Origin of the sequence: Mycobacterium sp. (genome assembly GCF_044223235.1) — a bacterium.
Lineage (GTDB): Bacteria > Actinomycetota > Actinomycetes > Mycobacteriales > Mycobacteriaceae > Mycobacterium.
Genome location: NZ_JBGAME010000002.1, coordinates 547,777 through 562,619 on the forward strand (window position 1 = coordinate 547,777; position 14,843 = coordinate 562,619).

Here is a 14,843-nt window from a genome sequence, read left to right on the forward strand (position 1 = left end):
GTGACCGAAACGCGAACTCGTAAGATCGGCACCAGCTCACTGAAGGCTGGTGCAACGTCTCAACTCATTCCGCTGTTCATCGGCTATATCGCGTACTTCGCCACGGTTCCCTTTGTCGTGAATAAGCTCGGGTTCCGGCAGTACGGGTACTGGGCGATGACCGGTGCAATCGCCCAGTACGGTGCAATGTTCGATCTCGGGGTATCGCAATCGGTGACGCGGTTCGTAGCGCTTTTCCATGCGAGGGGGGACCGGCACGGCGAACGTGCAACGCTGGGTACGAGTTTGATGGTCCTCGTAATCCTCGGTGGAGCGCTGTTGCTCGTTCCGTTGACCTTTCCGTCGTTTCTGGAATCGGTCATCAGGACCGGGGACGAGGCCCTCACCCAGTACTTGTTCCTATCCTCGATCTGCATCCTGATCGCGGGATTGATCGGGAAAGCTTTCGCTGCCGCCTCGTTCGGGCGAGGAAGTGTCCTACCGTCTGGACTGGGAATCGCTCTCTACACCAGCGGTGTCGCCATCGGGGGCGTTGCCGGCCTCCTCATCGTGCAACCGTCGCTTCGTGGGTTCGCAACGGGCAGCGTCGCGGGTAGTGCAGTCGGTCTGCTTGTCATCCTGGTGTGCGTAGTAGCAGATGAACGAGCTATCCATGTGGGTCTGCCCCGGTGGAGCACGTTGTCTCAGATCCTGCCATTCGGACTGAAGAGTCAGTCGATCGCAGTCGCCGACATCATTCAGTTGCATACGGGCAAGTTGGTAGCAGGAATCGTGGTTGGCCCAGCGGCGGCAACGGCTTACGAGCTTGGAAACAGGCTGGCGCTCGGTACACGTTCTGTTGGCGTCGCGACATGCTCTGCGATGACTGCCAAGTTCACGCGATCATTTGCCGCCGACGGTCGGGACGCTATTCGCAAGCAGTACGTAGAACTCACCACGAAAAACGCAGCAGTCAGCGTATTTCTTCCCTTCCTCCTGGTGGCGGTCTCCGCAAGTGCCATCCCATTCTGGCTGGGAATCCCTCACTCGGATGTGCGCACGGCGACTATCGTACTTTCGCTGACATTTGCGCTGAATGTAGCCACCGGAGTTCTCACCTCGACCGTCCTCGCGATCAACGAGATGGGCGTCATCGTGGTAGCGGCGGGAATCACGACTGTATTGGTTGTGGTCCTGTCGACGTTCCTTGGTCATGCGTTCGGGTTCTTCGGAGTGCTGGTCGGCGTTGCCGTCGCGAGCGCGAGCGGCCAGATAATCGCGGTAACGCTGATTCATCGGGTACTGCGGATCCCGCTACGGGACTTCTTCGTTCCGGTCTGCGGGCCCTTCTGCATCGGAATCGTTGCAGCCGCTTTCGCCGCACCGATCAGCTTCATTTCATCGCCGGCGACGCGCGGGGAGGCTCTGGTTCCGCTGTGCACCGGAGCGGCAGTGTTCATGGTCGTGTACGTTCTTCTCGGATCGCGCCTGAAATACATTCCATCGGTAATGCCGGCGCTCGCCGCATTCCGCCGGCGAGTCACCCTTCGAGGCGAGGGACGCCACAGACTTCGGGAACAACGCGGTTCGCGGTGGCGCGGCGGGGTGAGCCGCGAAATGATCCTGGCTCGAGATTCTCGAGATAGTAGTCGATCGACGGCATCCCAGGATCCGGACGCGTTCGATGCGCGCAGAGAAGGTGAACGCAACGGATCCGGATACGTGACTACTGATCTTTCAAAGCTCGGTAACGAATAAGAAAGCTGACACGCATGAAAATCGACGCCTACTTTAAGATACTTCGTGACCGCTGGATAACGGTCTTGGCGACCACGTTTGTCGTCGCCGCGTTGGCAGTTGCTTATTCACTTAACGTGACGCCAATATATTCGGCATCCGCGAGGCTGTTCGTTGCCACCCCCGCAAATTCACTCAACGAAGCGTATAACGGGAACCTGTTCTCCCAGCAGCGAGTCGCGTCGTACGCGCAGCTCATCATGGGAACCGACCTGGCCCAGCGGACTATCGATCACAATGGCTTCGACATAAGTGCGCCGGATCTCGCGGCGAAGGTGACCGCAGTGTCCAGCCCCGAGAACGTCTTGATCGATGTCAGCGTCCGGGATACCTCGGCCGAGCGGGCCGCGACATTCGCAAACGCACTATCGGAAGAGTTCGTCTCGATGGTCACAGAGCTCGAGATACCGCCGTGGCAGCCACCGAGTGCATCGTACGTACAGGTCGTCGTGGACCAGCACGCTACGGTCCCCGGCGCTCCGGTCACGCCCCAGACTGATCGCAATATCGCGCTTGGGATAATTGCCGGCTTACTCCTTGGCATCGCATTGGCCGCCCTCCGCCAGCAATTCGATACGCGGATACAGAGTAGGGAAGCAGTTGAAGAATCAGGCGACCTCCCCGTCCTCGTCGCGGTCCCGGTCGATTCCGAAGCCCGCGCATCCCACGTCGTGAGCCTGGATCCGCCCACACCCAGCGGTGTCGCGTACCGGCAACTGAGGACCAGTTTGGTTCTCCTGAACTCCAACGTGCCGCCGAAGGCGATCACCGTTGCGAGTCCTGGGCCCGGCGCAGGCACAACCACGGTCGTGATCAACCTCGCCCGATCGTTGGCGCGGGCGAATCTGGCGGTCGTCATCGTCGACGGCAATCTGCAGGCCCCAGCGGTAGCCCGTTATCTGGGCATTCCCAACGACTCGGGCCTGACCGACATTCTGGATGGACGAGCGGACCTGGCCGAGGTGCTGCAAACCACAGCTTTCGATGGAGTGAGTGTGCTTCCTTCAGGCATGCCCTCATCGGCCGTCGCCAGCGAACTGATCGGCTCCAACAGGTTCAGAGGTCTGATGGACGATCTTCGCGACAAGTTCGATTACGTACTGATCGACGGCGGCGCACTATCGTCCGGATCCGATACACAAGTGTTCGCACACGAATCCGATGGCACGCTGGTCGTGGCCCGCTACAAGGACACCAAACAGGCGGAGCTTCGCGACGCGGTAAAGGAGTTGCGCGCGGTTGGCGCGAACCCGGTAGGCGTCGTCGTCAGCAACACTCCAAAGTCGCGGCGGTTCTAGTCGTATTTCTGCCAGTCGGCGAAGCACCTTCCGCCATCGTCATCCAAATCGACATCGTCATCCAACATTCGTAGCTGAGAGGAGCGCAGTCATGAGTATTTTGCTCTTGGTATGCGCCCTATTGGCCGTGCCTATCGTCCTTGTCTGTGCGTGGCGATACCCCATCCAGACGTTCATCTGGTCGATGGTCGTATTGCCGGTCTGGGTCGCGCCGGCAGTTCCAGGCGCGGGACACCTGTACCCGCCGTGTGCGATTGCTCTTATCGGGATCGTGTCTGTCATATGTCGCGGGCGTGCCGACATACGGATTGACGCGCCATTGGTCGCGGTCGTCGCCGGATTGTTCTTGACCTTTACCGTCGGCGGCTACGTCCTCGGTGGAATCGCGGCCGCGTCGACCGTTCCGGTCGGTTTTTGGGCTGTGCCGTTCGTATTCGGGCTCCTCGCGCAGCGCGAGCACAATTCTCCAGCCAAGATCCTCGACTCTATTCGGTGGGGCGGTCTCACGCTGGCTGTGTTCGCAATATTCGAAACCCTGTTGAATGGCACATCGCGTTGTACCGGTCCAGGCGCAAGTGAGATTGCCGCCCTCACGCCCGCGCAGCGTACCGGTTACGACGGGAAGACAGCGGACACCTGCATAACTATTGGCAAATTGTTCCCCATCCTGAATGAGGGATCAGGATCTCTTCAGGACGTACAAACTCGCGGTGGCATGCTCCGGGCGGAGGTAACGTGGGGGCACAGCATCGCATTGAGCGGAATCCTCGCGGCGGCACTATATCTATGGTTAACCTCGCACAGCCGGTTTAAGTATCCGGCGGCCGCATTGTGCACCGCGGCAGTGTTCCTTTCCGGCAGTAGGTCGGGATTGATATGCGTCGGCATAGCAATGGGACTGGCGATACTTCGGTGGTCGTATGGCAGCGCTACACGGCAGTTGATATTGCCGGCCGCGTTCGCCGTGGTCGGCGTGTCCGTATATGCCGTCTATTCGGCCAAAGTCGATATGCAGACGCAGACCGACTATTCAGCTTCGAGTGCGTATCGTGAACGATTGGTCGCGGCAGCACTCGACGGATCGAATCTGTGGGGTCCGGCGGATCAGTACAAGATAACCGAGGCGGGCGCCCGCTTCATGAGGTTCCTTTTCCTGGACAATTCTCTGATTCAGACGCTTGTCGGCGCGGGCTGGGTGGCGGCCGTGTGTTTGGCGATCCTATACGCCGTCATCGCTATAAAGTCCGTCTGGAATCTCCGGAATCCGATGTGGAGCGTGCTCGTTCTGCAATTGCCAGGATTGCTCAGTGCCGGCTTCTTTACGCAACATCAGATGCTGTTCTGGTTTGTCGTCGGAGCCGCTTGCTACCAATATCGTGCTGGCGTCCCAGAAGATGATGTGCCAGTCCGCTCCGGGCTGGCCGAATTCAGGCTTGAAGCTCGTTAATCAGGGGAGAGTCGGTTTCCAACATGCTCGTGAGTATGAATTCAAATCAGGCGGGACGCGCCGGTCGGCACTTGAGTGTGGCGCAGCCGGGCTATGTGCTGGCGATCGTCGTCACTTACAAATCGGCGACGACGTTTCGGAATTTGCTTCCGGCACTACAAGAGTGGTTGGCCGGTGACACGGTGAACCGGTTGGTGGTTCTGGACAACAGCGACGACGCGCAGCTGGTGAAATTCGCTGCTGAGGAGTTGTCCAATCACGCCGATCGCGCGATCAGCCTGGTCAACAAGTTCAACTCGGGCTTCGCCCTTGGTGTCAACACGGGGTACTCGCTTGCGGTGGCGAAATGGGGCGCCCCGAGGGTCGTGGTGCTGCTGAACCCCGATGTGGCAACGAGTTCGGCGACCATCGCTGGAGTGGTCAGCGCTCTCGAGGTGACTGGCGTGGGTGTGGCCGCTCCAAAGTTGGTGACAGGCGAGGGGGTGGTCGAACGCGGAAGTATGCGTCGTCGCTGGAATGCGCGACGGCTGATCGCCGATACGATGGGCACGCCGAACGCCGCCGCGCTGATGTTGACCCGGCGACGGAACATCGAGCCCCAGGCTGACGCTGCACTGATCGACGTCGATATCACCAGCGGCGCATTCATGGCGATTGCGGGCGAGGTGTTCGGTAAGGGCCTCGACACACGCATGCCGATGTACCTGGAAGACCAAGAGATCTGCCATCGGGCCCGTGTCAACGGCTACCGAGTCGTGGTGGATCAACGCCTGGCTGCTGAGCACGTTGGCGGCGCAAGCCGGAAGAAGAACGACGACTCGCAAAGATGGTTACGTATCGCCGAGCTTGCGCTGGCGCCGAGCATATCGATGGCTGATTGGAGTGGTTCGGAATCCATTCGGCGTGGTCGGCTCGCCGTTCTGATCGGCGGAATTCTGCGGCTGATCGCGGCGTCGTGCGCTTTCAGTGCATCCGCACTCCGTCGGGGCGGCCGTGGTTGGGCTGTCGAACAGATTCGCTTGAGCGTATGGCTCATACAGTGGGCATTGCGACCGTCCTCTATTGAAACCGATCGGGGACTTACCTAGTATTTAGTAAATTTTCGCGCTCGGGGAGGTGTGCGCTATACGCCATCGCGTCCCGGCAGGAGGGCGATGTTGCAGGACGATGCAGGCATTAAAACCGGGTTAGACTTGCTGATGTGAGCCGATTTCAGAATATGAATCGCCGATCCTTCCTACGGATATCAGCCGGTGCGGGGATCGTCACCGCGGTGACGGTAGGTGCGGTCGCCTATAAGTTCGAATCGGGTCGCGATTACTTCGTCTCGGCATCTGGCAATGACAGCAATTCCGGCGTCACACGCGACGATCCTTGGCAGTCGATTGCCCGTATAAACAATGCAATTGCCGATGGCACAATACTGTCTGGCGATACGATCAAATTTCGCCGCGGTGACGAGTTTTTCGGAAACATCAGAACTGAGCGTCCCGCCGGCCAGCCTCCATCGCGACTCGGTATCACCGGCTACGGCTCAGGTGCGCGGCCGATCATCAGCGCATACAAAGTGGTCGACCGCGCGGATGCGTGGACGCCGGTTGCGCCGCGTATATGGCGCGTCGACCTCGTGGACACCGCCAAATTGGGCGGGAACACGGAAAATCGTTCAGGAAATGTCGGCTTCCTACGAGTGGATGGAAGCATCGAGGGCTCCAAGAAGTGGGGCATACACGAACTCAGGTTGGAATGGGATTTCTATAGTGATGGAAGGCATCTATTCGTATATCTACCGGAGAATCCTACTAGCGCAACAGAGGACCTGCGGATAGCGGTCGACGGCCCGATAATCGGCGCGACCAGTGACTTATTGATAGCCGGTCTCGACATCGTTGGTTCAGGGGGCAGCGGCTATCAGCAAAATGGCGCATATAATACGGAGATCGTTGATTGCTTCATTCACGAGATCGGTGGCGCCGAATTGGCTGCGGGCCGTCGATACGGCAACGCCATCGACTTGGCCATGGGCGCATCGTCTGCGCACGTGAGGTCTAGTGACATCTTTGATGTTTATGACACTGCGTATTCGGTGACAGACGGCATTCACGGGTCGGTAGTCGCGGCCTCAAGCTGCACATTTGAGTACAACAGGGTCTGGAATACGGCACGGGTCTTCCGATACGGCGCATATGGCCCTGTTCGCAGCCCGGAGGGCGCGTCGATCGGATGCAGCGTTAATAGCAACTTCTGCATGAACACCGGACGTCCATGGGGAAGCTCGACGGTACCGGTCCAGCCTGGAATTGGTAGCGTCATCCTTATAGACGGACAGCATCCTGCCGGAATCGATTTCTCGAGAAACACGATCTTCAATGCGTACGACTCATACATAGCAACTCCCGCCGGCGGGCACGACAAACTCAGCGGATACACGATGGACCATAACGTGATCGTGCTCCGGCCGCAGACTCGCATTCAATTCCCCGGTCGATATACGGTCGATAATGCTCATGCGTGGGCTGCTGCCACCGGCCAAGACTCGAACAGTGAGTGGTTTCAGACACTGGCGTTCTTCCCGTCGCCGCACGATGCGATGAAGTACGTGGCACGGCACTCAGATACGGCTGAGGACCGCCACAGGCTCCTCACTTCCAACCGGTCCGGGCGCACCTGCGCTTATTAGCCCCGAAGGGAGAAGCCGGCATGGTCAGTCCCTGCAATCACGCCCGTCAAATGGAGATTTGTGCATGAAGATCCTCATTGTAAATAAGTTTCTCCATCACGTTGGCGGGGTGGAAACGTACATCGATTGGCTTTCGCGCAACCTCGAGAACGCCGGTCACGAACTGCATTTCTTCGGAATGTCGCCTCCGCCGGGTTCTCAAGTGTTGGACTCGATAGCTGGCCGCGCCACCTTCACTCCAAATCGAGACTTCTCCGGACACGGGGCTCACGCGGCCATCAGTGCAGCGAGTTCCGTCTACTCTCGGACAGTCGCTCGCAAGCTCGAGAAGGTCGTCGGCGAGTTCAATCCCGAAATGGTCCACTTTCACATGACTTGTCGACAACTCACCCCGAGCGTGGGGCACGTCGTACGGGTCAATCGCATACCGAGCGTAACGACAGCGCACGAATACAAGTTCGTATGCGCAAGCCAACGACTTTGGAACGACCATGATCAGACAAGATGTACGGCCTGCCTACACCAAACTACATTGAAGCGCGCTTCGAATATTCTGGTTAAGCAATGCGTTCGCGGTTCGATTGTTCCGAGCGCCATCGCCGCAGTGGAACTTCCGATATCCGACAAGGTATGGCGTCGCTCGGGCACTGTCATTCACGCACCGTCGCAATTCATGGCGTCTACACTGCGCGCGTCCCCCTGGATTGCAGGGCCGATCGAATACCTCGATCTCTCTTGGGGTTCGGAGGTTGCGCGGAATGCGGCAGACGGTTGGGAGAACACCGTGGCGTACACCGGCAGATTGTCCCGCGAGAAAGGCGTCGACACACTTCTGAAGGCGTGGAAACTTGTTCAGGTTGGAATTCCGAACGCTCGACTTCGGATCGCTGGTTCCGGAAACGCGGCGGGGGAGTTGCGGATGTTGGCATCCGAGCTTGCACTTCGAAATGTTGAGTTCTTGGGACGATACGAACCGAGCGAGCTAAAGCAGATCCTCGATGGCGCAGCAGTTACGGTTCATCCTTCTCGTTGGGATGAGAATAGTCCCTACACCGTGCGGGAGAGTCTTCAGCACGGAGTTCCGGCGATAGTAAGCAACCGCGGGGGGCTTCCGGAGATGGTTTCCCCTGACACCGGTACGGTCTTTGCGGCTGAGGATGTGGAGGGCCTCGCGGGGGCTATCCAGAGCGAACTCGCGGTCCATCGAGCTGGAACGCGTGAGTTCAGGCAGGCGGTAGCGCGCCGAATCGTTACTGACGGCGATCATCTGGATGGGCTTCACCGCATCTACGATCTGGCACTTCTTCAGCGCCCGTAGGAACAGCGCACTCTCTGAGGCCGCAGCAGCCCGGGACAGCGTGCTCGGTGGGATGGGGCATCCGGGCGGCCCGGTAGCGGGGACTGCGACGTCCTGCTGAGTGTGGGGGCTCTCTTCTGCGTAGTCGTGGGTTCATGGCCGAAGTCGATGCTTGTTTTGCCACTAAGTGATCTGTCGATGCAGTTTTCGGCGTGGGTAGGCCGCGTCGCCGCCGAATCAGCGGCGGGCTCCGGATGGCCGGGGCATGTTCGACTAGAGATTGCTATGTACGGCACCGTGGTGCACGCTGCTCGCCCGGGTGCGATTGTCGGGGCGCAGTGTCGGTGCGGTGATCACACTGTCTGTAGTGCATATAGATGCCTGATCAGACAAGATCGAAGTCTCCGCCCACCGTTGATGTCAAGTCTCGGTATCAATTTGCCAAAAGTGCATTGCCGCGCGCGCAACGGGATGGTAGCTTCGTGGAACCCGGGGATGCGATCTCGGGCCAACGTTGTCAATGAAGCTAACAAGCAGAAATTTGCGAGTTAGATCGTCGGGGGGATCGGAGCAGGAATGCCGTGTACGAATCCATTCAGTCTCCGAACGTTTCACCTCAGTCAGGCTCGGCTGAGAATCCAGTGGGGGACAGACGCTACAGGCGCCCCCGCGGCTGGCCGTGGCACGCGGTGGACACGCGTGTCGCTAACACCGGATTTGGAGGGTGGTCACACGTGAAAAGGGTCATTGCTCGGGGTGGCGCTGTCGTCGGTGCTGCGGCGGTGTCGGCGGCCGCACTCGGCAGTGGCGTCGCCATGGCGGATTCCCTGACGGGCAAGACGTACGCAGATGCCCGAACGCAGATTGGCGCGTGGAGTTCGACCCCTGTCATCGCGACCGTTTTTGGCACCAGGCTGCCGATGGACGAGTGCATCGTTACCCATTGGCAGAAAGACAGCAACGATAAGAGCAGGTTCCTGCTCTCCCTGAACTGCAATGCAGGGTTGGCATCGGCCACCGAAGTTGGCAACTCGGCGGCAAGTCCAGAAGGCCGGGCGGCCAGGGAAGAGAAGAACATGGAGTACTGGAGGAGTAGCACGCCCGAAGGCCAGGCCTGGTGCTCCGAGAGTATGAAGTCGCATCCCGAATGGGAGGCCCACGGCTTGTTCCAAGGATGTCCGTAGCGACTAGTGCCGGTAGTGATCCGTCACGAGCTTCATGAGGGTGCGTGGATCGGCGCGCGGCGGTCCGGCGCCGGTGGAGGCGCGCCCTTATGAACCGTCGAATACCGTAAAGGTTGAATCGAACTCAACGGCTTCTCGCAATGCCCACGACTGTGCGTCATTAATCGTGTCTGGCTCGAGGAATTCCATCCTTGTGCCCGATGAGAGTCTTATATCGTTGCGTTGACATATCAAGCCGACAGGCCGATGCGGGTACGAAAATCGGTAGAACGAGAAGGCCTGGTTGAAAGTGTTCCCCTGCACCTTGATGTCAGTCGGCAACTCCCAAAAACCCGTCCAGATCTGGCATCTCAGATCTTGATTCGGACGCACCGGGCCACCCCAGCCGTATCCACCCCACGAGAATATGTTCGACTCAACGAGGATCCTGAAAAAGCCAGTTCCATCGATGGTTGGGTTTCCCGACGACCAAAACTCGATACTCTGCGAATTATGGTGACAAATGTTGCGCCTAAACGTAATATCGCTGATCGTCAAGCCGTACGTTTGGTTGCCCTGACACGTTAGCGCTACGTCGTAGCATTCATAGATGAGATTGTCCTCGACAATCCAACCGTTCGACGGTATCCAGGCTTCCACGCCGTTTCCATAGCGCACGTTTCCCTGATCTGTGAGCACCGAACCGCCAACGTGGTGAATCGTGTTTCCGGCTACTCGAACGTTGTCCACAAATTCACCCAGGCTCGTGATCGCTGTCCCGCCAGTGCCTGTCAGGGTCAAGTCCAGGATTTCGGTATTGCTTCGGACGTTGATCAGAGGGCCGTCGGGGGCAGCGCGGAGACCTCCCGCTGAGACCGCCGCGACGGTCGGATTCTGCGCGGAGTAGACATACAGATGTGGAGCGGCGCAATGGAACTCCCACTGGCCCGTCAGCGCCGATGTCGATTCCCGCAAGACGCCGAAAACATCCTCTCCGACCCGGAGATGACCGATGTTCCAGCTGGTGTTGGACGTGTTACCACTGAATGCGGCGGGCTCCGTGATATCGATTCGCCAGATGTTGCCGCCAACGGCCTCCCACCGGGCGGCTTGATCGAGGATCTTGTAACCACTCACAACGGGCTGTGGTCCCGATCCGTACGCTCCGATCGTCCACCGCAAGCCCGTACTCGGCCTTGGTGTCTTTCTGATCTGCCCAAAGAATGTGCCACCACGCTCAAGCAGCAGTAGATCCCCCGCGGCAAAATCTTCGTTCATGGCACGCCCAAGGGTTCTCCACGGAGCGTCGGCGGAAGTCCCGAGATTTCCGTCGTCTCCGTGCGCCGAAACGAAGAACGTGCTGCCGTTCGGCGCCCGCTCGCCGCTGGATTGTGGATAAGGTAGGAGCGGTACTCCGTCGTCGGATTCTGTACTTGTCACGCTTGCTCCGCTCGCTACTCATCACAGGCCTGTGATACCCCCCGACGCCACGACCTTATTCTGCCTGGCGTGGTCATTGGCGGGTCAGAGTCCGCCGGCGGTGCTGTGGCATCGTTGGCTCTACAACGGCGAGGACCACTTGGTACCACTTCTCTTATCTCGAACACTATCACGGAAGATGTTGTGGCACAGAATGTCCCGCAAGGGTACGGAGATATGCCCCTCAGACGTGGGACCGCTACGAGGCTGATCGCGGATTGGTCGGCGTCGCGGAACGGCAGCGAGGTCGGGTTCGGAGGCGGTCAGAACAACGGCGGATCTCCACGATGGGATGTGCGAAGCGGACGAATCTCTCAACACCCCAATTGGTTTGGATCTCGATGTAGTGGCTGAGGCAATGACGCTGAATCACCGCTGCCACCCAGTCTTACTCAACGTGCTCGATGTCCACGCCCAGGGCAGCCGGATGACCGGCCGCGGCCGACATCCCCCGAGCAGCACGTCTCGGGGGCGGTGACGGACGGCATGCCGGCCTACGCGGGCTGCTGTGTGATCTCATTGACGAGTGCGGCCCGTCACACCGGACATGGCGACCTGCTCCGCGAGGCCGTTGACAGGCGCGTCGGCGAGTATCCACCACCGGGTTGGCGGCCGCAGTCCGTGCAGATACGAGCCCCGCCCGTGTACGGCAGTTGGAGAGTCAGAAGAGTCAGCGCTGGAACCGTTTTCAACAAACGGCGGCGTCCGCCCAGTCCGTGTCATGGGCACACGTCCCTCATGAAGTACGAGAGCTAAATCGCTTCTGCCATTCGTGAATCGACAGGTCTATGCTGGGCGGTCCGTCGTCAGAACTCCGAGGCCGCCCAACCCGCCGAGCTTCGATTCGCACCCTGGTCCGGGCCGTAACCACACGTACAACGTTCGGGTGTTGAGGCCAAGCTGCGATCGGTAGGTCCGCGTCGTCAGGGGCTCTGCACCGGGATCAGGTGGTGAATTGCTGACGACGAAGCACCGGTGTGCCGGGAGCCAGAAGCCGGTGTAGTACGGATCCGAGGGGTCGATCGCCAGATTGTGGGCTGTGTCCAGATTCGCAATGGCCGGCGAGTGAGCGCCCTCCCATTCCAGCCCGCCGTCAACGTCACGCGGCGAAGCACCCGCGTCGACCAGCCCCTGAGCGGCCTCCCAGCGCGCAGCATCGTAGGCGGCCGCATCCTGATTCAGGGCAGTGCTGGTCACGAGAAGCACGAGCAATGGCGCCACCGCGAGCCATGGGGTGCGCAGCTTCTCTTGGTCGACGACAGGGCGCTGTGTGCGCCCGATGATGATGATTGCGACCGGTAGCACCAGTGGCCAGATGTATCTGTCGTCGAGCTGGTTTGCGACCGTCCCGTACACCACGATCCCGATCGCGTAGGCGACGGCAAAGGCCTCCAGCAGCAGGAGAGCATCGCGCCCGCGCTTCTGTCGTCGGCGCCTGCCGAGATCTAGTAGGACCACAACGAGGCAGATTCCGCCGACAAGCGCGATTGCATGGAGCACCATCCACTCGGGCCGCGGAAAGAGCATCGGCCGTGTGCCGCTCAAGACGGCTTGTCCGCTGACGCCCCATCGTCCGAGCATGTCGTCGAGAAAGAGTTGATGACTGACGGCGAGTGCGGGTAGTGCCAGCACAGCCGCGGTGATTGCGCCGGTGATGGTGAGTCGGCTGGGGGCGCGCAGTAACACCAGTGCCGGCCGCAGCGTCGCCGGCAACACATAGAAGCCCAGTGTGAACAGTGCGCGTGGGGGCAAGACGAGCCCATGGGGGTGCAGTTCGAACGCCGTCGTCTGGAGGCCGGGAAGGTGTTGGTGCCATTCGTAAAAGGCCAAACATGCGATGACGACCGCACCCGCTACGCTGACCGCGAAGGCCCGCGAGACCCGGTTCGTGACAGCAAAGACTGCGACAATCGTGAGGGGAGCGACTATCCCGAACTCGCGAACCGTGAAGCTGGTGAGTCCGAGGACCGCACCAAGAACCAGCCAGTGCCGGGCGTGGCTCGATGATCTAAAGCCGACCACACCGGCGAGCAGAGTCCCGACAATGAGGCACAGGAACGTCGGCTCGGTCATGTATGTGGGCGTCGTGTTGGCCAGGCCCGGCGTGAACGCCAGGGTGAGTGTGGCCAGAACCGCAAGCCCACGTCGCAGAAAACACCGAGCGAGTGTGTAACTCAGAAGAATCGCCATCGTCATCATGACGATGCCGAAGATGTTTCCCGCGACCTCGCGATCATCGATCTGCCCGAAGAATGGTTGCGCGAGGGCGATGTGGCCGACTAGCGACATCTTCCCGTATCCGACCAGGTGGATCGTGCCCTCGTCGGCCAGCGCCTCGGCGATCCTGCTGTACGCGAACGCGTCGTTGCGGGGAATCGTCAAAGGACAATTGAGCGTTGACACCAGTACAGGCCAGCCGATACCCCAAACGACGACGAACAGCGCCGCGGCGAGGTCACCCTGCCTCGGGAACGACCGCTCCTCAACTGACGCCGGCTGAAGCTTGATGTCCGGACTCAGCAATCAAACTCGTACGCGGCGGAGGGCCTGGCCCGTTCCTGGAGAAGCCGCCATTGCCCGGCCTGAGGAGATATCACTAGTAAGCGCCAGTGCGCTGGAACACTGCGCGCATCGTCTTCCCGATAATCAAGATATCTCCGACCATCGACCAGTTGTCGACGTACGAGAGATCCAGGCGGACGGAGTCATGCCACGAGAGATCGGATCGGCCGCTCACCTGCCATAAACCGGTGATGCCCGGCTTCACGAGCAGCCTTCGCTGTACGTCACAATCGTAGGCTTCCACTTCCCGCATCAGTGGCGGCCGCGGTCCGACGACACTCATATCTTGCCGCAGCACGTTGATGAACTGTGGTAGTTCGTCCACGCTGAAGCGTCGAAGTACGCGGCCGATAGGTGTTACTCGAGGGTCATCTCGAATTTTGAAGAGAAGACCATCACTTTCATTCCTGTCCAGCAGCATCTCCAGCTGTTTATCAGCGTCTTCAACCATGGTGCGGAACTTCAGCATCGAAAACCGCCTGCCGTCTATTCCAATGCGCTCGGAGGCGTAGAAGACGGGACCCTTGCTACTCAACTTGATCGCGATGGCAGTGATAACAAGTATTGGTAGGGTGCCGATGAGGGCGGCCATCGCGAAGCAAAAATCAAAGGCGCGCTTCTGAAAGCGCTTCGCCCCGTGATACTGAGGTTTCTCGATGTGCAACAGCGGAAGACCGGCAATCGGTCGCATCACAAGTCGATTGAGCGCCACATCCATCACTCCGGGTGAGACGACGAGATTCACGCCCATCGGCTCGAGCTCCCAGATAAGCCTGCGGAGTCCCAGTACCCCGAACTGTCCCGTGTCGGCGACCGCCACCGTATCGGCGCCGCATGTGTGGATCGCGTTCAGCGCATCGGTCTCCCCGCCAACGATAGGAACGGATTGACCGTTGACCATCAGGCTTTCGCCACGTGACGGACCGTAGCCCGGTATCCCGATCCCCACGACCTGATATCCATCGGTGGGGTTTCGCGTGATCTCGTTCGCGAGGTTCTGGACCGCTTCGCGTTCACCGATGGCCATGACGGCGGTTCGGTATTGGCCATCGACGCGCTTGCGCATCAAATATTCGCGCCACATCCACCTGCTCAGCACCAAGCCGAGTACGCCCACCGGAAGTGCCACCGCGAGATAGCC

10 protein-coding genes are annotated in these 14,843 nt (G+C 59.7%); 7 read left to right on the forward strand and 3 right to left on the reverse strand.

Annotated elements, in window-relative coordinates; translation table 11 throughout:
• From ADBZ6K_RS05660 to ADBZ6K_RS05690, 7 genes are all read left to right on the forward strand, one after another.
• A complete protein-coding gene (locus ADBZ6K_RS05660) occupies window positions 1–1,737 on the forward strand; it encodes a lipopolysaccharide biosynthesis protein (RefSeq protein WP_526344841.1) in 1,737 nt (578 codons plus the stop codon).
• A gap of 14 nt (window positions 1,738–1,751) precedes the next feature.
• Window positions 1,752–3,074: a tyrosine-protein kinase domain-containing protein gene (locus ADBZ6K_RS05665; protein WP_526344842.1), complete on the forward strand. Its 1,323-nt coding sequence runs from the start codon at window positions 1,752–1,754 to the stop codon at window positions 3,072–3,074.
• A 91-nt stretch (window positions 3,075–3,165) separates the two neighbouring features.
• The gene (locus ADBZ6K_RS05670) at window positions 3,166–4,521 is read left to right on the forward strand and encodes an O-antigen ligase family protein (protein ID WP_526344843.1); all 1,356 of its coding nucleotides are present in this window, start codon (window positions 3,166–3,168) and stop codon (window positions 4,519–4,521) included.
• A gap of 35 nt (window positions 4,522–4,556) precedes the next feature.
• Window positions 4,557–5,609: a glycosyltransferase family 2 protein gene (locus ADBZ6K_RS05675; protein WP_526344844.1), complete on the forward strand. Its 1,053-nt coding sequence runs from the start codon at window positions 4,557–4,559 to the stop codon at window positions 5,607–5,609.
• Window positions 5,610–5,722: 113 nt separating this feature from the next.
• The gene (locus ADBZ6K_RS05680; RefSeq protein ID WP_526344845.1) at window positions 5,723–7,201 is read left to right on the forward strand and encodes a hypothetical protein; all 1,479 of its coding nucleotides are present in this window, start codon (window positions 5,723–5,725) and stop codon (window positions 7,199–7,201) included.
• A gap of 64 nt (window positions 7,202–7,265) precedes the next feature.
• Complete coding sequence (locus ADBZ6K_RS05685; protein ID WP_526344846.1) at window positions 7,266–8,519, forward strand: glycosyltransferase; 1,254 nt, start codon at window positions 7,266–7,268, stop codon at window positions 8,517–8,519.
• A 713-nt stretch (window positions 8,520–9,232) separates the two neighbouring features.
• On the forward strand, window positions 9,233–9,682 hold the full coding sequence (locus ADBZ6K_RS05690; RefSeq protein WP_526344847.1) for a hypothetical protein: 450 nt from the start codon (window positions 9,233–9,235) through the stop codon (window positions 9,680–9,682).
• 87 nt (window positions 9,683–9,769) lie between these two features.
• Here the strand turns inward: ADBZ6K_RS05690 and ADBZ6K_RS05695 are convergent, their stop codons facing one another.
• The 3 genes from ADBZ6K_RS05695 to ADBZ6K_RS05705 all read right to left on the reverse strand — a co-directional run.
• Complete coding sequence (locus tag ADBZ6K_RS05695; RefSeq protein WP_526344848.1) at window positions 9,770–11,101, reverse strand: right-handed parallel beta-helix repeat-containing protein; 1,332 nt, start codon at window positions 11,099–11,101, stop codon at window positions 9,770–9,772.
• Window positions 11,102–11,926: 825 nt separating this feature from the next.
• Entirely contained in the window at window positions 11,927–13,663 is a 1,737-nt protein-coding gene (locus ADBZ6K_RS05700; protein ID WP_526344849.1) for an ArnT family glycosyltransferase, read from the reverse strand.
• A 73-nt stretch (window positions 13,664–13,736) separates the two neighbouring features.
• Window positions 13,737–14,843, reverse strand: a 1,107-nt coding sequence (locus tag ADBZ6K_RS05705) for a sugar transferase (protein WP_526344850.1), incomplete at its 5' end; no start/stop codon positions are given.

Coding starts and splice junctions, on each gene's coding strand:
- ADBZ6K_RS05685 (WP_526344846.1), top strand. CDS start 7,266: ATGAAGATCCTCATTGTAAATAAGTTTCTCCATCACGTTGGCGGGGTG.
- ADBZ6K_RS05665 (WP_526344842.1), top strand. CDS start 1,752: ATGAAAATCGACGCCTACTTTAAGATACTTCGTGACCGCTGGATAACG.
- ADBZ6K_RS05670 (WP_526344843.1), top strand. CDS start 3,166: ATGAGTATTTTGCTCTTGGTATGCGCCCTATTGGCCGTGCCTATCGTC.
- ADBZ6K_RS05675 (WP_526344844.1), top strand. CDS start 4,557: ATGAATTCAAATCAGGCGGGACGCGCCGGTCGGCACTTGAGTGTGGCG.